Annotated in this window: 17 protein-coding genes; 13 read left to right on the top strand and 4 right to left on the bottom strand. The window is 69.2% G+C overall.

Annotated elements, in window-relative coordinates:
* Positions 1-127: 127 nt before the first annotated feature.
* The 5 genes from greB to FMP39_RS21865 all read left to right on the top strand — a co-directional run bounded on the left by greB (position 128) and on the right by FMP39_RS21865 (position 4,289).
* A complete protein-coding gene (gene greB / locus FMP39_RS21885; RefSeq protein ID WP_011553233.1) occupies positions 128-658 on the top strand; it encodes a transcription elongation factor GreB in 531 nt (176 codons plus the stop codon).
* 9 nt (positions 659-667) lie between these two features.
* Positions 668-1,615 carry a hypothetical protein gene (locus FMP39_RS21880; RefSeq protein WP_026114160.1) on the top strand — a complete coding sequence of 316 codons (948 nt, stop codon included), beginning with the start codon at positions 668-670 and terminating at the stop codon, positions 1,613-1,615.
* A gap of 225 nt (positions 1,616-1,840) precedes the next feature.
* The gene (locus FMP39_RS21875; protein ID WP_141592228.1) at positions 1,841-3,160 is read left to right on the top strand and encodes a PhoH family protein; all 1,320 of its coding nucleotides are present in this window, start codon (positions 1,841-1,843) and stop codon (positions 3,158-3,160) included.
* A 15-nt stretch (positions 3,161-3,175) separates the two neighbouring features.
* The gene (locus FMP39_RS21870) at positions 3,176-3,481 is read left to right on the top strand and encodes a YbeD family protein (RefSeq protein WP_141592227.1); all 306 of its coding nucleotides are present in this window, start codon (positions 3,176-3,178) and stop codon (positions 3,479-3,481) included.
* A gap of 46 nt (positions 3,482-3,527) precedes the next feature.
* A complete protein-coding gene (locus FMP39_RS21865; protein WP_194858515.1) occupies positions 3,528-4,289 on the top strand; it encodes a cyclopropane-fatty-acyl-phospholipid synthase family protein in 762 nt (253 codons plus the stop codon).
* 24 nt (positions 4,290-4,313) lie between these two features.
* Here FMP39_RS21865 and FMP39_RS21860 read toward each other — a convergent pair whose 3' ends face one another.
* Entirely contained in the window at positions 4,314-5,405 is a 1,092-nt protein-coding gene (locus tag FMP39_RS21860; RefSeq protein ID WP_141592225.1) for a diacylglycerol kinase family protein, read from the bottom strand.
* A 393-nt stretch (positions 5,406-5,798) separates the two neighbouring features.
* Here FMP39_RS21860 and dnaK point away from each other — a divergent pair, with 393 nt between their 5' ends.
* From dnaK to FMP39_RS21830, 6 genes are all read left to right on the top strand, one after another.
* The gene (gene dnaK, locus FMP39_RS21855; protein ID WP_090495211.1) at positions 5,799-7,709 is read left to right on the top strand and encodes a molecular chaperone DnaK; all 1,911 of its coding nucleotides are present in this window, start codon (positions 5,799-5,801) and stop codon (positions 7,707-7,709) included.
* Positions 7,710-7,909: 200 nt separating this feature from the next.
* The gene (locus tag FMP39_RS21850) at positions 7,910-8,773 is read left to right on the top strand and encodes a hypothetical protein (RefSeq protein ID WP_141592224.1); all 864 of its coding nucleotides are present in this window, start codon (positions 7,910-7,912) and stop codon (positions 8,771-8,773) included.
* A complete protein-coding gene (locus FMP39_RS21845; RefSeq protein ID WP_141592223.1) occupies positions 8,773-9,183 on the top strand; it encodes a thiol-disulfide oxidoreductase DCC family protein in 411 nt (136 codons plus the stop codon). Before FMP39_RS21850 ends, FMP39_RS21845 begins: the two co-directional genes overlap by 1 nt.
* Before the next feature lie 50 nt (positions 9,184-9,233).
* A complete protein-coding gene (locus tag FMP39_RS21840; protein ID WP_141592222.1) occupies positions 9,234-11,765 on the top strand; it encodes an AAA family ATPase in 2,532 nt (843 codons plus the stop codon).
* Positions 11,766-11,814: 49 nt separating this feature from the next.
* Positions 11,815-14,094: a vWA domain-containing protein gene (locus FMP39_RS21835; protein ID WP_141592221.1), complete on the top strand. Its 2,280-nt coding sequence runs from the start codon at positions 11,815-11,817 to the stop codon at positions 14,092-14,094.
* A 15-nt stretch (positions 14,095-14,109) separates the two neighbouring features.
* Complete coding sequence (locus FMP39_RS21830) at positions 14,110-14,667, top strand: PspA/IM30 family protein (protein WP_141592220.1); 558 nt, start codon at positions 14,110-14,112, stop codon at positions 14,665-14,667.
* A 10-nt stretch (positions 14,668-14,677) separates the two neighbouring features.
* On the opposite strand, the gene FMP39_RS21825 is transcribed toward FMP39_RS21830, so the two are convergent.
* Positions 14,678-15,559, bottom strand: coding sequence for a diadenylate cyclase (locus FMP39_RS21825; RefSeq protein WP_020478587.1), 882 nt, complete (start codon positions 15,557-15,559; stop codon positions 14,678-14,680).
* A gap of 126 nt (positions 15,560-15,685) precedes the next feature.
* On the opposite strand from FMP39_RS21825, the gene FMP39_RS21820 reads away from it, so the two are divergent.
* Positions 15,686-16,048, top strand: a complete 363-nt coding sequence (locus FMP39_RS21820) for a TraR/DksA C4-type zinc finger protein (protein ID WP_011553247.1) — start codon at positions 15,686-15,688, stop codon at positions 16,046-16,048.
* Positions 16,049-16,102: 54 nt separating this feature from the next.
* Here FMP39_RS21820 and FMP39_RS21815 read toward each other — a convergent pair whose 3' ends face one another.
* Positions 16,103-16,870 carry an FHA domain-containing protein gene (locus FMP39_RS21815; RefSeq protein ID WP_141592219.1) on the bottom strand — a complete coding sequence of 256 codons (768 nt, stop codon included), beginning with the start codon at positions 16,868-16,870 and terminating at the stop codon, positions 16,103-16,105.
* 120 nt (positions 16,871-16,990) lie between these two features.
* Between FMP39_RS21815 and FMP39_RS21810 the strand changes: the two genes are divergently transcribed.
* Positions 16,991-18,706 carry a serine/threonine-protein kinase gene (locus tag FMP39_RS21810; protein WP_141592218.1) on the top strand — a complete coding sequence of 572 codons (1,716 nt, stop codon included), beginning with the start codon at positions 16,991-16,993 and terminating at the stop codon, positions 18,704-18,706.
* Between the two features lie 70 nt (positions 18,707-18,776).
* On the opposite strand, the gene FMP39_RS21805 is transcribed toward FMP39_RS21810, so the two are convergent.
* Positions 18,777-19,605: FHA domain-containing protein (locus tag FMP39_RS21805; RefSeq protein WP_141592217.1), on the bottom strand; the 829-nt coding region annotated here is incomplete at its 5' end.

Below are 19,605 nucleotides of genomic sequence, written 5' to 3'. Positions count from 1 at the left end.
GCACTCGGCGACGCTTTCCACTGGCGAGCGCATGGAGCTGTTTCTGACAGCGCCCCGACCGCTTTCCGGTGAACGTCAGGGCCAGCGCCCTTCGCCGCGTGTCACCCCGGGGCGATATACAGGAACCATGTCCCAGGACGTACATCCGGATGAACAGGAGACCGAGGACGATGCCGAGCGGGCCCCGTTCCGCCGCTACCTCACCCGGGCGGGCGCCGAGCGCCTGCACCGCGAGCTCGTCCACCTTCTCAACGAGGAGCGCCCCAAGGTGACGGCCGAGGTCTCCGCTGCCGCCGCTCAGGGCGACCGCTCCGAGAACGCCGAGTACATCTACGGGAAGAAGCGCCTGCGCGAAATCGACCGCCGCCTCCGTTTCCTCCAGAAGCGCCTGGACACCGCCACCATCGTCACGCCCGCCGAGCAGACCGACCGCTCCCGCGTCTTCTTCGGGGCAACGGTGAGCCTGGAGGACGAGGACGGCGGCCGCAGCACCTACCAGATTGTCGGTTCCGACGAGATTGACGCCTCGGGCGGGCGCATCAGCGTCGAATCCCCCATGGGGCGGGCGCTCCTTCGCAAGGCCGTGGGGGACTCGGTCGAGGTGCGGCGGCCGCGCGGGGACATCGAACTCACGGTGGTGGACATCCGCTACGAATAGGTGGAAGCCATGCCTCGGATTCAGCCCATCAACCCCCGCTACCGTCGCATCTATCAGGCGCTGAGCGGGCCGGACCTGGCCGTTTCCGAGAGCGCGGGGATGACCCTGGAAGACCTGGGGCTGGGCAGCGCCGAAGCCTCCCGCGGGGACCTCGTCTTCGGCACCTACAGCCCCCAGGGACTGGAGCGGGCCCTGCGTGCCTATGGGCTGTTCCAGCGCGTCGAGGAGCGGGTGGGGCCGCTGGAGCTTCGCGTCGTATGCACGGACCCGTACCGGCCACGCATCATCCTGTGGAGCAGGCGGTTCTACGTCCCCGTGGCGGACCTGGACCTGCGGCGGACGACCGGGGCGGAGGTGGGGCTCGGCGACGCGCTCGCCGCCACGCCGCTGCTGTACCTGGACTCGCTGTTGCTCCAGAACCCGGGGCGCGCCTTCGACTGGAACCGGCCGCCGCTGCCCGGGCAGAACCACCCCGGGCTCAAGCTCGCCGGCCACATCCTGGACGTGCTCCTGCTGATGGCCCGCCGTATCGGCACCGAGGCCTTGGCCCTCACGCCGTCCACCTTCGCCGCCGCCTGCGTCTATGACCGCCGCTTCCTCTTCGTAGATGGCGCCGCGCAGGGCCGCTTCCTCGCGCTTCGTCAGGCGGGGCGGCACCTGCCGCGCTGGCTCCATGCGTGGGCGGTGGAGCTGCACTGCATGCGCGACGAGCACGGAGAGGCCGTGGCCTTCAAGCCTTCGCCCATGGTGTCTCCGCTGAGCTCGCGGCTGGGGCTGCACTTCGATGCGAACACGTGGGATGACGCGCTCCAACTGGACGCCCGGCGGCAGCTCACGCTCGATGAGGAGACGCTCCAGCGGCGCTTTCCCTGGGAGCGGATGCCCCCGGGGCCGCCGCCCGAGCGGGTGGCGGAGCTGCTCGGATATGATCCACTCGCGCCTGTCGTGGCGCACTGAACGGACGGCCGCTCGTGCTACAGGGTTGATCCATGGTGTCTCGCCGAAAGGCGCCATGCGAACCGCCGTCATCCCCGGCGTCTGGGGCGTGGGGTTTCGGACAGCCGCACGTCCTGGCGACAAGCAGGCTGTTTCCCCTGACGCCGGTGCCTATAGTGGTCAGGAGACTCACCGTCGCACGGTCCCTCGCGGTCGCAGCCGAACCTTCAGGTCGCGCAACCCACGATGCGTAAGAACTTCATTCTCGACACCAACGTCCTTCTTCACGATCCCCGCAGCATCTACGGCTTCAAAGACAACAACGTCATCATCCCCATCTACGTCATTGAGGAGATCGACCAGTTCAAGCGCGATCTCTCCGAGCTGGGCCGCAACGCGCGCCTGGTGGCGCGCTACCTGGATTCGTTCCGCGCCGAGGGCTCCCTGAAGGAAGGGGTGCCTCTGCCGCACGGTGGCTTGTTGCGGGTGAGCTTCACCGAACGTGCGCTGCCTCCGTCCATGGCGGACAGCAACCTGATGGACAACCGCATCCTCGGGGTGGCGCTCGACCTGATGGAGGCGGAGCCGGACACGCAGGCCGTCTTCATCACCAAGGACACCAACCTCCGCATCCGCGCCGACGCCCTGGGCCTCATCGCCCAGGACTACGACACCGAGCGGGTGGAAATCACGGAGCTGTACACCGGCTTCGCCGAGCGGCTGGTCCCCAAGGACTTGGTGGACCAGATGTACCGCCAGGGCGCCGAGGTGGAGCTGCCGGACGCCGAGTCCCTGTTCGCCAACCAGGTGGTGCTCCTCAAGGACGAGACGAACCCGTCCCACACCGCGATGGGCCGCTTCAATGGGTCCAAGGGCCGCCTGGTCCCCCTGGTGCGGCAGATCAAGGACGGGACGTGGGGCGTCCGCCCGCGCAACATGGAGCAGGCCTTCTGCCTGGACCTGCTGCTCAACGACGACGTCAAGCTGGTCACCATCGTCGGCAAGGCGGGCACGGGCAAGACGCTGCTCGCCATCGCCGCGGGCCTGCAGAAGGTGACGGAGGAGGGGCTCTACCAGAAGCTGCTGGTCAGCCGTCCCATCTTCCCGTTGGGTCGGGACATCGGGTATCTGCCCGGCAGCGTCGAGGAGAAGCTGAATCCCTGGATGCAGCCCATCTTCGACAACGTGGAGTTCCTGATGAACCTCAGCCGCGCGGACAAGAAGGCCGGCCGCGGCTACCACGAACTGCTGGACCTGGGGCTGATGGAGATCGAGCCGCTCACGTACATCCGAGGCCGCAGCCTGCCCAACCAGTTCATCATCGTGGACGAGGCTCAGAACCTCACGCCGCACGAGGTGAAGACCATCATCACCCGCGTGGGCGACAACACGAAGATCATCCTCACGGGAGACCCGTTCCAGATCGACAACCCGTACGTGGACGCGACGAACAATGGCCTGGTCCACGTGGTCAACCGCTTCAAGAGCGAGAAGATCGCGGCGCACATCACCATGTCCAAGGGTGAGCGCAGCGCCCTGGCCGAGCTCGCCGCCAACCTGCTGTAGCCTCTGGTACGAGACATGACGAAGGAAGACGCAGGAAGCCCACCCACCGGCGAAGGGGAGAAGAAGCCCCTCATCGAGTACCCCTCCGTCTACACCTTCAAGGTGATGGGCGCGCAGGGGGCCGGCTTCGTGGAGCATGTCCGTGAGCTGTTCAAGCGGTTCCTGGGCACGGAACTCTCACCGGACTCCATTCACGAGCAACCCAGCAGCAAGGGCAAGTACGTCTCCCTGAGCGTGTCCGTGTACCTGCTGTCCGAGGAGCAGCGGCGCGCCATCTACGATGGGCTCCACAAGGACGAGCGGGTCATCTACTACTTGTAGGGGGCCGTGGCTGGAAGTCTCTGGAGGAGGCGGGTATATGGGATTCATGAGCCCGCCTGAGCCCTTCCCGCTGTATCACCCCGCGGATGTCCGGCGCGCCTTCAGCTCGGATGACGCAACGCGGCGCTTCGCGAAGGTGGCCCAGCTGGAGCCCGGCTCGCGCGTGCTGGTGCTCGGCTGTGGCCCCGATGGAAGCGCCGCGCTGCTGTTGGCCCGGGAGATGGGCTGTACCGTCGTCGCGGCCGACACCGACGATGCCCTCCTCAACCCGGTGCGTGAGCGCGTGCGGGCGCAGGGCCTAGCGGAGCAGATTGAAGTCCGCCGCGTGTCGCTGGACGCGCTGGGCCTGGCCGATGGGGAGTTCAACGGCATCCTCATCCAGGGCCGCGTGCTCTACCCGTTGAAGGCCACGCTGGCGAACATGCGCGGTCTGCTGTCGAAGCGCGGGCGGCTGGGCTTCACGTTCCCCGCGCGGGTGGGGCGCTTTGCTCCCAAGGCGGCGATCGACTTCTGGGAGCGCCGCGTCGCCGGGCCGCTGCTGCTGCCGCGCGAGCTGCTGCAGGTGGTGGAGGGCGCCGGCTACGAGCCCGAGTCCGCCGAATCGCTCCATGACGCGGAGCTGGACGCGCACTACCGGGACATCGAGACGTTCCTGTCGTCCGTCCCTGGCTCGCAGCCCGCCTCGCTCCGCGAGGAGCTGGCGCTGCACCGCGAGAGCAACGGCAAGGCCAGCGTCAGCTACGCCTTCGTGGTGGGCCGCCGCAAGGAGCAAGGCGAGAAGCCCCCAGCGTCCCGCGACCGCGGGTAGCCAGGAGCGGCACCCGGCGGGCGCTCAGTTCAGCGCGCCAGTGAAGTCCACCAGCTCGACGGACTCCGGAGCCACGGACATGGTGACCTGCTCGCGGTAGCCGGCCGCGTCGCCACCCACTTGGAAGGGCATGGGGTTGGCGAAGCGGATGGTGACCTCGCGGGCGTGGAAGTCCATCAGGCCTTCGGGGAACCAGCGGCCGTTCCATAGCTTGGGCAGGTGGGTGAGCACCTGCGTGGGCGTCACCTGCCCCAGGCGCAGCTGCATGAAGCCCGGGCGGTGACCCGCGAAGGGGAACATCCGGAAGCCGTAGCCGTAGAAGGGCATGGTGCCCGCCGCCGCCATCATCAGCCGGCCGCGGAAGAGGGTGGCACCCGGGGCCAGCGGCTCGCCCATCGCGCCGCCATCCGGCCCCAGCCGGTAGGCCTCGGAGGCGCCATTGATGACCTCACACTCCACCCAGTGGGAGTGGGTGAGATAGTGCGGCACCGTCTTGCAGGCCACTGCGGAGAAGTACCCGCCGCTGCCGCTGAGGACGCTCTTGAAGAAGCCCTTGCCCAGGTTCTCCTTCACCCAGATGTAGTCGTTGAGCACCTTGCCATCCACGCCCAGCCCGGCGAAGGGCGCGCGCTGCCCGTCCACCATCAGCAGGTCCATGGGCCGGTAGCCCGGAACCTCGCCCGTGCGGGCGCGCAGCACGTCATTGAGGATGCCGTCGCTCCGGGTGCCGGAGGCGTTGACGTAGGCGGCCAGGCCATTGCCGGTGCCCAGCTTGAGGATACCGAAGCGAGGCGCCGTCTTCCCCGCGAAACGGCCGCGCGGACCCACCTGATGGAGGACCTCGTTCACGAAGCCCATGAAGGTGCCGTCACCGCCGCCCGTGAACAACATGGGGTAGCCACGCTCCAGCACCGTCTGGATGATGCGGCGGGCGTCCAGCGGCGAGCGGGAGAGGAACAGGTCCTGCTCCGGCACCACGTGGGACAGGGACTTCACCACCCGAGCGTCGACCTTCCGGGCGTTGGCGTTCAGCAGGACCGCGACCTTGGGCTCGGCGGTGACGTCCGATGTGGGCGCACGGCGGAGATCGGGAGAGCGGAGGGGCTGGACCAGCATGAGGGCGGCTCCGAAGGTTGCGCCGGTGGGGGACCGGGCGGCGACACCCGTACCCAGTGCACAATCCTCGCCAAGCCATGACGCAAGGCGTCAGCAGGCAGGCGGGCTTGAGATTCCAAGGGGTTGAATCGTTCCCTGCTGCCCAGAAGCCCGCCCGGTTGCTACCTCGGGGTGACGGCGGTGTAGAGCGCGTTACGCACCCGTGGCGTGCGGGTGGCGCGACTGTGACGCGGTGCGTGTGGGCCTGCGCACTGCGCTACGCAGCCGGGAGTGCCACCTTCAGGTGTGCGGCCCGGTGGCCCCTCTCGTTTGACAGCGAGGGGTGGGTGGTTACGTTGGGCGTACATCAGAAGTTTTCAGAAAAAACGCAGTCTTTTCCGGAGGATAGGAACCGTGGGCAAGATTATCGGGATCGACCTGGGCACCACGAACAGTGTGGTCGCGATCATGGAGGGTCGCGAGCCCAAGGTGATCGTCAACGAGGAAGGCAGCCGCATCACGCCCTCGGTGGTCGCGTTCACGAAGGACGGGGAGCGTCTGGTCGGCCAGGTGGCGAAGCGCCAGGCCATCACCAACCCGGAGCGGACCATCTACTCCAGCAAGCGCTTCATGGGCCGGCGGCACGACGAGGTGTCCGAGGAGGCCACGCTGGTCCCCTACAAGGTCGCCCGGGGGCCCAACGGCGATGCGCGCGTGGACATCGACGGCAAGCAGTACAGCGCGCCGGAGATCAGCGCGCAGGTGTTGCTGAAGCTGAAGCGCGCGGCGGAGAACTACCTGGGTGAGAAGGTGACGGAGGCGGTCATCACCGTCCCCGCGTACTTCAACGACGCCCAGCGCCAGGCCACCAAGGATGCGGGTGAAATCGCGGGCCTCACCGTGCGCCGCATCGTGAACGAGCCGACCGCCGCGGCGCTCGCGTACGGCCTGGACAAGAAGAAGGACGAGAAGATCGCCGTCTACGACTTCGGCGGTGGCACGTTCGACGTGTCCATCCTCGAGGTGGGCGAGAACGTGGTCGACGTGCTCGCGACCAACGGTGACACGCACCTGGGCGGTGACAACATCGACCTGCGGATCATGGACTGGCTGATCACCGAGTTCAAGAAGGACACGGGGCTCGACGTCAGCAAGGACAAGATGGTCCTCCAGCGCCTGAAGGAGGCCGCGGAGAAGGCGAAGATCGAGTTGTCCGCCGCGATGGAGACGGACGTCAACCTGCCGTTCCTCACCGCGGACGCGACGGGGCCGAAGCACCTCAACGTCAAGCTCACGCGCGCCAAGTTCGAGGCGATGATCGATGACCTCATCGAGCGCTCGCTGGAGCCCTGCCGCAAGTGTCTCAAGGACGCGGGCGTGGAGCCGAAGGACCTCAACGAGATCGTCCTCGTCGGCGGCACCACGCGCATCCCGAAGGTGCAGGAGGCCGTGAAGCGTCTGTTCGGCAAGGAGCCGAACCGCTCGGTGAACCCGGACGAAGTCGTCGCGGTGGGCGCCGCGGTGCAGGCCGGCGTGCTCTCCGGCGAGGTGAAGGACATCCTCCTGCTGGACGTGACGCCGCTGAGCCTGGGCGTGGAGACGCTGGGCGGGGTGATGACGAAGCTCATCGAGCGCAACACCACCATCCCCACGCGCAAGTCGGAGACCTTCTCCACGGCCGCGGATGGCCAGACGCAGGTGGAGATCCACGTGCTCCAGGGCGAGCGTGAGATGGCGGGCGACAACCGCAGCCTCGGCCGCTTCCACCTGACGGGCATGCCGCCGGCGCCGCGTGGCGTGCCGCAGATCGAGGTGACGTTCGACATCGACGCGAACGGCATCCTCAACGTCAGCGCCAAGGACAAGGCCACGGGCAAGGAGCAGAAGGTCACCATCACCCACTCGTCCGGTCTGGCGAAGGACGAGGTGGAGAAGATGGTCGCCGACGCCCGCTCCAACGAGGCGGCCGACAAGACCCGCCGCGAGCTGGTGGAGATGAAGAACCAGGCGGAGAGCCAGTCCTACGCGGCCGAGAAGCTGCTGAAGGAGAACAAGGACAAGCTGTCCGCGGACACGGCGAAGGCGCTCGAGGACGCGGTGGCGGAGATCAACAAGGTCCGCGACGGCCAGGACAAGGACGCCATCAAGACGGCGCTCGATGCGCTCCAGGCCGCCAGCTACAAGGCCGCCGAGGAGATGTACCGCGCCACGGGCGGCGCGCCGGGCGCCGAGGGCGCTCCGGGTGCTGGTCCTTCCGCGGCCCCGGGCTCGCAGGCCAGCCCCAAGAAGGACGACGTGGTGGACGCCGAGTTCCGCCAGTCGTAGTTCGGACGCGGTGAGCCGCTGAAGTAACGCAGAGGGCCGGTACTCCCACGCGAGTGTGGGGCCGGCCCTTCTGCTTTGCGGGGTGGAGGGGTGTTCCGAAAGGGAGGATGGGCGTACGGGAAGCGGGACGTCGGGCCGTGCCAAGGGGTTGATGGGACTGGGGCGAGGACTGGCGGCAGGGATGCAGGGGCTGGTGTTCCATGTCCCGTATCCAGTCGTCACCGTCCTTCCTTCCGCCCGGTACCGCTCCCTCCGAGGGCGCCGCTGCGCCGGCGGCCGTTCCTCCTCCCACTCGCACGGCGCAGTGCCGGCCGGCGTCCTCGGCGGTGGAGCCCTACCGGGGGCCTTCCTCGGGGCCTCCACCGGCGCTGTCTGTGCCCGGGCCGCGCTCGGGGCCTCGCACGGGCGCCGACAACCAGTTCGACTTCGGCGTGGGCGGCGCGTTTCCGCCCAAGCCCACGGGCAACCTGATGGAGCAGGTGCGGCAGGGGGCGCTCACGGCCGCTCAATCCGAAGCCGCGGCTGCCAGCCGGTTGATGGGGGAGAGTGCCGCGGTGGATGGCTATGCGCGCATCCACCTGGACCACCTGAAGCCCAGTCCGCCCATCCCCGGCGCGCCCACGTCCTTGACGGACTACACCAGCACCATTCCGGAAGTGGCGCCCGCCCAGGCCTACGCCTACTTCGTCCGTCACCCATCGGCGGTGTTCGAGGCCGCAGGCATCCGCGTCCGCCCGGCGACGGCGGTGCTGGTGGATGGCGCGAAGTTGTTCCTGGAGGAAAAGGGTTTTCCGCCCGTGTGGGCGCCCATCACCGTGCGCCTGGAGCCGGACGCGAACACGCTGCACATCACCACGCTGGATGGGCACCCGCTGCGCGGCACGAATCGCTTCGTCTTCGCCGAGGACGGCGCGGGGGGCACGCAGGTGCGTCAGTACTCGGCCTTCCAGGGCAGCTCGCCCGCGACATCGGTGGGCATGACGGTGATGGACCCCATCGAGCGGCAGCACGACATCTGGCGTGCGGTGCATGCGCACCTGCATGACACGCTGAGGCCTCGCTGATGGCGCCCGTGCTGCGGACGACACCTCCCGGGCATGACGTGATTCTCTATGACGGGCACTGCCGCCTGTGCGGTGGGGCGGCCCGGCGGCTCCAGCGGCTGCTGGGCGGGACGGGGACGCGCCTGCGCTCGTTTCGGGAGGACGGGGGGCTGGCAGCCTTCCCGGGTGTCACGGCGGACCGCTGTGAGCGGGCCCTGCAACTGGTCCTGCCGGATGGGGTCGTGGTGGAGGGGCTGGAGGCCATTGTCCTGGCGCTGGGCCGACGGCCGCTGGGACGGCTGCTCCGCGTGTACTACGTGCCGGGCCTGCGGCAGCTCCTGGATGCGCTCTACCGCGTCGTGGCCCGCCATCGCTTCCGCATCGCGGGACGTCAATGCCCAGACGGAGCGTGCGTGGTCCACTTCAAATAGGACGCGCGTGGCGGATAGCATGGCGGTTCCCCGCCACCTCGGGTTCGTCCGTGCAATCTCCACCGTCCACATACCTCCAGGCCGCGCGCGCCTTCCGGCACTTCTTCACCGAGCTCCGGGATGCCTACCTGGAGCGAGAGACGCTCTTCACGCAGCTGGAGCTGGCGCTCCTGGGGCGCGAGCACGTGTTGGTGGTGGGCCCTCCCGGAACGGCCAAGAGCGCCATCGCCAGCGCCGTCCTGGGGCGCATCATCGACGAGCGCACGGGCTTACCGTCGCTCTTCTCCAAGCAGCTGGCCGAGTCCACCGTGCAGACGGACCTCATCGGCCCGGTGGACTTCAAGGTGCTCACGGAGACGGGACGCACCGAGTACCTCACCGACGAAGGCATGCTGGGCTCCGAGCACGCCTTCCTGGACGAAATCTTCGACGGCCGGGACATGCTGCTGCGCTCCATCCTCAACGTGCTGCATGAGCGGGAGCTCAAGCACGGCCGCCGGGTGACGACGGGGCGCATCGAGTGCGTCGTCATGACGAGCAACCGGTATCTCTCCGAGGTGCTGGCGCGCTCGCCGGAGCTGCTCCTGGCCTTCGCGGACCGGCTGAGCTTCATCTGCTTCGTGCCCAAGTCGTTCGCGCGCCGGGAGAGCCGGGCGGCCATGCTGCAACGCTTCTCCCATTTCGCCCGGCCGGACCTGCGCGCGCAGCTGTCGTTGCAGCAGGTGGACCTGCTGCAGGACGCCGTGACGAAGGTGGTGGTGCCCAGCCACATCATGGAAGGCGTGGAGTTGCTGGCGGATGCGCTGGAGCGCGCGCTCGCGGCCCAGGTGGCGAAGCTGCCGGACTACGTGCCGACGAAGTACTTCTCCCAGCGCTCAGTGGTGAAGGCGCTGTGGGCGCTGAAGGCCGCGGTGGTGCGGGATCAAATCTACCGGCGCCCCGAGCGGGCGTTGGAGGCCACCGTCGAGGACCTGGATTCGCTGCGCTGGTTCTTCCTCCTGGGAGGTCCGCCAGCGGGGGAGACGGAGGCGCTGCTCAAGTCCGTGGTGGACCCTCGGGAGCGGGCGCAGCTCGAAATCGTCCGCCTGGAGCAGCGCGCCTTCGACGAAGCGCTGGCCAAGATTCAGCGGGAGCTGGGGGGAGGCGTGGAGCGCGAGGCGCAAGCGCTCGGGTCCTCCGAAGAGGTGAGTTCCGTCGAGTCCGTGAGCCGCAACTGGCAGCCCGGCGTTGTCTCCACCACGGCGCGGGCCTTGTTGACCAAGCTGGTGCCCGGGCCGCGCCATGCGCAGAACCGGATACCGCTGGTGGCGGCGGCGCGGGCCCTGGTGGCGGCGCAGGAGCAGCGGCTGGCGCGTGGCATGGCAGGGCACGGTGAGGGGCGGGGCGGCATCGCACTGCTGGTGTCGTTCGGCGACGTGCTGACGCTCTGTCGCGACGTCCCCGAGCTGCGGCCGGGCTACGGGGCGTTGTGCGAGGCAACGGCCCGCTTTCTGGAAGGTGCCCAGGAGATGATCGCCCTGTCCGCGGAGAGCGTGGACTTCGAGGACGGGCTCAAGCTGGAGGGCCTGGTCGGGCTGGCGGACAACCTGGAGGAGGAGCTTTCCCAGACGGGGGAGCTGGCGGGACAGCTGTCGGACGGCGCACCCGCCGCATCGGAGCGCCTGCTCACGGCCGAGGCTGAGGTCCGGAGCCGGGTCGTGTCCGCGCTGCGCCGGCGCGCTGTGTTCTCGTTCCAGGGCAACCTGGCCCGGGGACGTCGGGAGCCGCTCGAAGCGCTGGCGGGAGATTCGCGCCGCCTGACGCAGTTGGAGAACGCCCTGGCTGTCCTGGACCCCACGCAACAGGGCCTCAAGCAGGAGCTGCTGCTCCCACTGGGCATCGCCTACGCCCGAGAGGTGCTGTCCTCCACGCCCTTCGAACGCATCGAGCAGTACGGGCGCGCGGTGCAGTCGGTGGCGGAGAACCTCCGGCGCGAGGGGGTGCCCATCGACGCGGTGTTCGCCGAGTGCCGGGAGATTATCGAGTCCCGGCTGCGCGAGCATGCCCATCTCCTCACGCGCGATGTGCCCAGCCCGCCGCCCGCGTCCACGTCGGTGCTCAACGGGGACGCCTACGTCTTCTACCGGGGCGACTTCGCGGCGAAGGCGCCTGATGGAGAGCTGGCCGCGCTGCTGGGGTTGGACGGGCAACTGGCCGCGAACCACGGCGCTGCCGCGCCCGGCTTCCTGTCGGAGGCCGTGCGTTCGGCGGTGGCCCAGGCGGAGCTCGGGTTCGTCCAGACGCGTGTCAAATACCTGCGGAGCTGGCTGACCCAGCTGCTCACGTCGCTTCCACCGCCCGAATCCATGACGGAGCGCGCGGATGCCGAACGCACCGTGGACCGGCTGGTGCGCAGCCGCTTCCCGATGCTCGCGTTGAAGGAAGGCGAGCTGGTTCGGCTGCGGGGTGTCCTCGCGCTGCTGGGGACCATGCCCGGTGACCTGGGCGAGGGGGCTCGACGGTTGGAGGGGCAGCTGCGCGGCATCGACGAGGACTTCGGGCGCTTCAGCCGGCAGGTGCTGGAGCGGCGGTCCGCGCCATGACCCGGCGCTCCCGCGGGGGACAGGTTGAAGCGGAGAGGGGACGCTGAGCGTGTTGGCCCGGCGCCTCGCGGATCTCCGGCAGCGGCTGGATGCGCTCCACCAGCCCGCGCCCGCTCGCGGCGGTTGGCGGGCGTGGACGCTGCTGGGGCGACGTGCTCGCGGGCCCGAGGATGTCGCGCTGCCAATGCTGGCCTCGCTGGACCGGGACCTGGACCGGGTGGGCGTGCACACGTCGGCGGACGCACGGCTCCTCAGGGAGCTGGGCCTGCGGAAGGGCAGGGCGGGGGCACTGGCGCAGGGGCTGCTCGACAGGGCCCATCAAGCACTCGAGGAGGTGGAGGCGTGCCTGGTGCTCGTGGAGCGGGCCTGGCGCAAGGGAGAGCCGCTTCCCGGCGCGGTCGCGGTGCTGGAGAAGGGCTTCATCCAGCTGGCGCGCGCGGTGAAGGTGGCGGACCTCTTCGCCCGTCCTCCCTCGGAGCCGGAGGAGGACGACGCGGAGCTGGAAATCTACGGGCGCATCGATGGGAGCACTCCGCGTCTTGCTCCCACCAGTGCGCGTCTGGCCGTGGCGGAGTTCTTCGCGGAGCGGGCCCGGGCCAATCCCACGGACGTCATGCAGAAGCGCCGGGACCTGGACCTGGCGCACGAGCTGCTCATCCGCCTGGGCGCGGACCACGACCGCGAGCGAGGCATGGTGCTGCGGCGCCAGGTGGCCGAGGCCCGCGAGCGGGTGCGGGCCGTTCCGGCCGTGCGCTCCATGGAGGAGTTGCTGCGGCACGTGCGTCACACGGCCCGGCGCGAGCCCCAGGTGGCCTACCGCTCGTTGAAGGGGCTCTACGAGCGGGCCTTGGAGGCAGGGGACGCGGCGCTGGCGGACGCGGCCCGGGCAGCGCTGACACCGATGTTGCCGGCACCTCCTCAACTGTCGTCGCTGATGGAGCGCGCGGAGCTCGATGGCCTGTCGCACTGGTTCGGCGAAGCGCCCACGGCGCCTGACGAAGTCCCGGGCCCTCCGAAGGCCGATGAGCTGCTGACGGACCTGGCCTTCTCACTGGAACCCGAGCAGCTCTCCACGTTCGAGCTGGCGGCGGGCTGTGCCCGCTACTTCGACGTGGAGGACGCGCTGTCGGAGGAAATCGTCCTGGCGGATACGCGCACCGCGCGGGCGGTGTCCCGGCGTGTCCCGTACCCGACGCAGACGATGACCTACGAGACGACGGGCAGCCTCCATGAGTTGAACAACTTCGTCCTGACGGACCCGCGGATGCTGCTGCGCGACCTGGCCGCCAGTCACCAGTTGGTGCGCGCGTACCTGGACGACGAGCCGCCCCCGCGCCCCCGGAAGGTGAAGCGTACCGCGGTGCGGGTCTACGTCTGCGACGCGTCGGGCTCCATGCACGGCGCGCGAGCCCGCTTCCGGGATGCCATTGTCATCGCGGAGCTCAACAACCTGCGCGTCAAGGCCCGCCGGGGCGAGCACTTCGACCCGCTGTACTTCAGCTTCTTCAATGACGTGCCCACCGAGCTGGCGCGCGTGGACTCCGCGCTGGAGGCCACCCGGCAACTGGAGAAGCTCTTCCGCGATTCACCCGCGGAGGGGCAGACGGACATCACGCTCGCGCTGATGTCCGCGTTCGACTCCATCCGCGCTGCGCAGGGGAGGGACCCGTACCTCGCTCGGGCCACCGTGGTGCTCGTCACGGACGGCGAGGACCGCGTGGACCTGGAGCTCATCCGCCGCACCCGCGCGCCCATGGACGCGCTGGACATCGCGTTGAGCTTCGTGTCCCTGGGCGAGGAGAACCCGGACCTCCGCCTCCTCGTCCGGGAGCAGCGGGCCGCCGGAGGCCGCGCCTTCTACCACCACCTCTCCGACGAGGAGATTCTGTGGGCGCGCACGGAGTTCGACACGCCCTGGCGCACGTTGCTGCCGCGTGACGTGCCGGCGTCCGGTGATGCGCTGGAGCAGCTCACGCCGCACCTGGAGGCGCTGGAGGCGGTCGCCGCCGGGCGGGACGCTCCGCGGACCGTGGCGGTGGACGCTTCGTTCGACGCGCTCTTCCCGGAGAATCCCACGCCGCCCCCCGGGGCCGAGCCGACTGGCAAGGACGTCACGCACCGTGTGGCGGACATCCTGGGCGCGCTGGTGGAGGCGGCGTCGCTGGCCCCCGCGGACCGGCGCGCGGCGGAGAGCTTGCTGCTGCTTCAACACCTGCTGGGTGTGTACGGATTGACCCCGGCGCGCTACCTGTCCGCGTTGTCCGCGGGTGGGCAGGCCACGCAGGAGGCATTGCAGCGCGTGCGGCTGTTGTGCCGGCCCTTCGGGTAGGCTGCGCCCACGCCCATGTTCTTCGGCCTGCTGAGGAGACGAAAGAAGGAGCCGTCGCGCCCAGCGGACCCGCTGGCTGCTTTCGACCAGCTCATCGAGAACCTGGAGCGACAGGCCGCCGAGGTCCGCAAGTCCGCGGCCACGCTGCTGGCGCTCAAGGCGGACCTGGTGCGCGCGGAGGAGCGCTACGCGCGCCGGTTGCTGGAGCTCACCTCGCGGCGTGCCACCGCGAAGGAGCGCGGTGACGCTCGGGCGGTGCGCGTGCTGGAGAAGGACCAGGCGCAGGCGGAGGACCTCCTGGCCAGCACGCGTGATTCGCTGGAGCGAGCCGAGGCGGACGGGCGGTTGTTGCTGGAGGCCGCGAGCGAGCTGGGCGATCGTGTGGTGGAGCTGCGCCACGAACGGGAGAGCGCGTCCGCGCAGCTCACCCTGGGCGGGCTCGTCACCGAGTCCCTGCGCGAGCGCGTGGCCCGTTTCGACCAGGCGCTGGTGGTGGACGCGGCTCGGGATGAAATCGAGCGCGCGCACGCACTGGCGGACATCTACCGCGAGGAGAAGTCGCAGGAAGACTGAGCCGCGGCTTTCAGGTCCGGCGCGCCGTCTGGTGCAGCTCCAGGACGATGTTGCCGCCCTTGAAGAGGCGCACCGCGCCGGACGTCTGGCTCACGACCAGGGCGATGCAGCCCGTGGTGGACGTCATGCCGGCGGCGGCAGCGTGCCGCGCGCCCAGACCGAGCGGAATCTTCACGGCCTCGTCCGCCGCGGACAGGTAGCGCCCCGCGGCCAGGACAACACCGTCCTCGCGGATGACGAAGGCGCCGTCGAGCACGGAGAAGTTCTTGATGGCCTCGCGAATCTTCGGGTCGAGCACGTTCCGTTCCGCCTCGGAGAGGCCCTGGAACGGGTTGATGGTCATCTGCCGGCTCTTCTCCATCACGGTGTTGTGGGCGCCAATGGTGATGATGGTGCCAATGGGGTGGCCCTCGAAGCCTTCCTGGCCAATCTGCAGCGCCAGCTGGATGAGGGCGTCCACCACCTGGGAGTTGAACTCGTCGCCCAGCTTCACGCCTTCGATGGCGACGCGGTCATCGAGCGAGCCGCCGATGCGCGTCTGCATCAGCGTGTCCGGCGCGCGGCCCACCTTGCCCGTCATGCACAGGACCAGGTCGCCTTCCTTGAACGCTCCCTGGGACAGCGCGGACACGAGCGCCACTTTTACGCGCTCGGTGCGGGAGTAGTCGTACGCGGGGATGACGAGCGCGCGGACCTTCTTGGCGAGGTGCTCCTCCGCCAGCTTGGGCATCGTCACGGCGTAGACGAGCTTCTTGCGAGCAGGCCGGCCGCGAAACTCTTCGGCGGGAATGGGCGTGTCGCAGATATATAGGAAGTGATCGACTTCGTTCTTGCCGGCCAACGAGAGAGCCGAGCGCAGGAACTCTCGATCAAACTTCGTGTTCTCGGTCAAACGCCCCTCCCTTCACCCTTGGTCATACCCACGTCAGCTTGACACTGAAGACCTCATGAATGAAGCTTTCGGGCCCTTTTTTTGGGGTGCAGGGCCCCAAAACCTCGCTGAACTGGAGCGAAGGCTGTGAACCAGAAAGATCTCAAGCGTTACAAGAAGATGCTCGAGGACAGCAAGGCGAGCCTGCTCGAGAGCGCCAAGAAGACCCTGGTGGAGGAGTCCAGTTTCGATACGGACGACCTTCCCGATGAGATCGACCTGGCGTCTTCCGAGTATGCGCAGTCAATGGTCTTCCGTCTGCGGGACCGGGAGAAGTTCCTGTTGCAGAAGATCGAAAAGGCGCTGGTCCGCATCGAGGACGGCACCTTCGGCGTCTGCGAGCGGTGTGAAGAGGACATCTCGCCCAAGCGACTGGATGCGCGCCCGGTGACGACGCTTTGCATCCGCTGCAAGGAGGAGCAGGAGAAGAAGGAGAAATCCTACGGCTGAGCACCGAGGCCGTGAGGGCCGCGCGGGGGATACCCCCGTGCGGCCCTTGGCATTTCAGGACGTGGGCGCTTGGATTTCCACGCGCAGCAACTGACGGCCAATGAGGAAGTGGTCCCCGTTGTCCACGAAGGTCGGGCCCGACAGGCGGATGAAGGTGCCGTTGGACGAGCCCACGTCCCGGACCTGCAGCCGGTCCTGCCGCACCGTCAGCACGGCGTGCCGCCCGGACACGAAGCCGTCCGTGGGGAAGGTGAGGTCACCTTGCTCGCGGCCCAGGAGATTGTCGCCTTCGCGCAGGGGGAAGGCGCCGCCTCGCAGGCCTCCCTCCAGCAATTGCACCAGCCGCAGCCGGTAGCCGGGATCCTGTGAACCCCAGACCTGGGTTCCGCCTGGTCCCATGGCTGCGGTGGGAATGGGCTCCAGCACCAACCGCTGGCGTCCCAGGCGCAGCTCGCCGCCGGGGGGCAGCTCTCGCTCCTGGCGCAGGCGGACGAAGACGCCGTTGGCGCCGCCCACGTCTTCCACGGCCAGCCGGATGCCGGAGAAGAAGAAGCGGACCTGGAGCGGCATGATGAAGGGGTCGTCCGTGAGCGAGATGTCCGCCTGCTGACCGCAGGTGAGGGTGTCGCGCTGCATGCGGACGACGGACTCGGGGCCGCCATCGGCGCGCACCACGCGGATGGAGACCTGCGGGCGCGAAGCGACGCTGGCGACGGCCATCACCATCGTTCCGGAGCGCAGCGGCGAGCCGCAAGCCCGGCAGACGGAGGCGTCCCGAGGATTTTCGGTGTCACAGCGGGGGCAGTATTCCATCGCGTCCATGGAGGGCTAGGGGTTGTACCAGGGCCGGGGCTCGGTTGCTCGACTTGCGTTGCTCGCGGCTTGCCCCCCACCCGAGCGGCGTGATGAAGTCGGTGTCCCACCCCTTTGGGGATCGTTTCCTTGCACTGCCCCTCCTGCGGCGCTGACGCCCAAGAATCTTCCCGTTTCTGTCCCGCCTGTGGCGCGACCCTCGTGCGTACGCCCGATACGGACGAGTACGTCGGCAAGACGATTGCCTACAAGTACCGGGTCGAAGCCCTCATTGGCGAGGGCGGCATGGGCAAGGTGTTCCGTGCCCGGCAGCTCTCCCTGGACAAGGTGGTGGTGCTGAAGGTGCTGCGGCACACGCTCCTGTCGGACGAGCGCACCGTGGCGCGCTTCCAGCGCGAGGCCAAGGCCGCCAGCCGCCTCAACCACCCCAACTCCATCAGCGTGCTCGACTTCGGCCAGGCCGAGGACGGGGCCTTGTTCATCGCCATGGAGTACGTGGCGGGGCAGGACCTGCACCAGATTCTCAGCCGCGAGTGGCCCCTGAACGAGGGGCGCGTGGTGCGCATCGTCAGCCAGGTGCTCAGCGCGTTGTCGGACGCGCACGGCGCCGGCGTCATCCACCGCGACCTCAAGCCAGAGAACATCATGGTGGAGCCGCGGCGCAACGAGCCCGACTTCGTCAAGGTGTTGGACTTCGGCATCGCGAAGATCACCGACTCCACGGACGACGGTCCGGCGCTCACCCGCGCGGGCTTCGTGTGCGGCACCCCCGAATACATGTCGCCCGAGCAGGCGCGGGGCTCGCAGCTCGACCACCGCTCGGACCTGTATGCGGTGGGCGTCATCCTTTACCAGTTGATGACGGGCCTGCTGCCCTTCGAGTCGGACTCGGCGGTGGGCTTCGCCACCAAGCACCTGACCGAGGAGCCGCCGCCGCCCACGCGCCGCCGGCCGGATGCGCGAATCTCTCCGGCCATGGAGCGGCTCATCCTCCGGGCGCTGTCCAAGAACCCGGCGGACCGGCCCGCCAGCGCCGAGGCCTTCAAGGCCGAGCTGCAGGCCGTGGACAAGGAGCGCCGCCGGATGGACTCGGCGCCGCGGCGCTCGGCCAACTCGTCGGCGGTGCTGGCGCCGTTGCCGCGCAAGTCCGCCGCCAGTCCGCAGAGTGATGTCCGGGATGCCACGCTGCCCGGGTGGGGCAACGAAGTGACCATGGAGGCCACGGTGCGCGCCCTGCCGGGTGTGCTCGAACCGTTGCCCGCGAACGCTGACGCGATGGCCGCCACGCGTGAGCACACGGACTCGCTGGTCCACACGCAGCCGGGGGCCGGCGGCAGCAGCGGGGTGGCGTTCTTCTTCAAGTCGCTGACCATCCTGCTGGTGGTCGCCGCGCTGGGCTTCTTCGCCTACTACTTCTTCATGGGCGCGGGCAGCGGGGGCGCGCAGGACCTGCCCTACGCGCTGCCCACGAATGCGCCGGTGCCTGCGGGGGCCAACAACTCCGCCGTGGGCGCGAGCCCCGACGTGCCGCTCTACGACCGGGCCATTGTCTCGGGCGCGCGCAACGTCGAGCGCGCGCTGGAGCTGGCACGAGAGGGTGACAAGGCACTGCAGCGCGCGGACGTGGGGCTGGCGGCGACGAAGTACCGCGAGGCCTTCAGCCGCAGTGGTGACCCGGAGCTGGCCCTGAAGCTGGGCGAGGTCTACTGGCACCGTCAGAACCCGGACAAGGAAGAGGCCCGGGGCTGGTGGAATCGCCACCTGCGCGAGCAGCCCGCCTCCAAGGCGCGTGCCCTCATCGAGCAGCGCCTGAACGGCACCGTGGCGCAGCCCACGTCGCCCTGACGGGTGTGTCACGAGGGGCGGTGTCGGCTTGCCGCCCCGGGACACGAAGCTTCGGGGCGCCTGCCCCGCGTCAGCCCAGCGTCTCCACCTGAAGCACGTGCTGTCCCAGGCGGACGCGGTCTCCCGGACGCAGCGGGCGCTCGACGCCGCTCGCGAGGCGCACATAGGTGCCCAGGCCCCCGGACAAGTCCCTCAGCAGGGCACCGGTGGGCGTTGGGGACAGCTCGCAGTGGCGGCCGGCGAGGCCCTCGTCGCCGGGGAAGCTCAAGTCACAGTGGGCCAGGCCGATGGTGAGCAGCGGCGCCGCCGTCACCACCGCGCGTCCCGCCCGGCCACCGACGAGCATTTCCTCCACACCGTAGACGGCCTGCCCCAGTGGCACCGGGGCGCCGTAGATGGCGGGGCGTCCCGTCACGGGGGGCTGGGGCTCCAGTCGGCCCGTGAAACGGAACAGGCGCTGGCCCGCGCTGAAGTGGGTGCGCGGGGTGAGGGCTTCCGTGCCCCCAATAGTGACGAAGACGCCCGAGGCGCTGGACTCGTCCCGCACGTACAGCGCGCCATCCTTCACCAGGAAGGTGGCATGTAGGGGCGACACGAAGGCGTCGTCCGCGAACAGGATGGCGCCGCGCTGGCGGCCCACGACGCAACCGGTGACAGGCAGCTTGTAGCGCTGCCCCCGGGTGGAGCCCGCGATGACCGCGAGCCCGAACCTGGAGGCGGCCGGAGGGGCAGGGCGCGGCGCCGTGGGCGCCACACCGGCCCGGCTGGGCATCGCGCTGTCCGGAACCGGCGGGGGCGGACGGGTGGTGGCCGGGCCTGACGCGCCGCCCGTGCGGGCCATGATGCCCGGGGGCGTCGTAGGGGTGCGCTGCTGCGGCGGCCGTTCCACGGTCAGGCCC

Origin of the sequence: Myxococcus sp. AB056, assembly GCF_006547365.1 — a bacterium.
Taxonomy (GTDB): domain Bacteria; phylum Myxococcota; class Myxococcia; order Myxococcales; family Myxococcaceae; genus Myxococcus; species Myxococcus virescens.
This window is presented reverse-complemented; position numbering and strand designations above follow the sequence as displayed.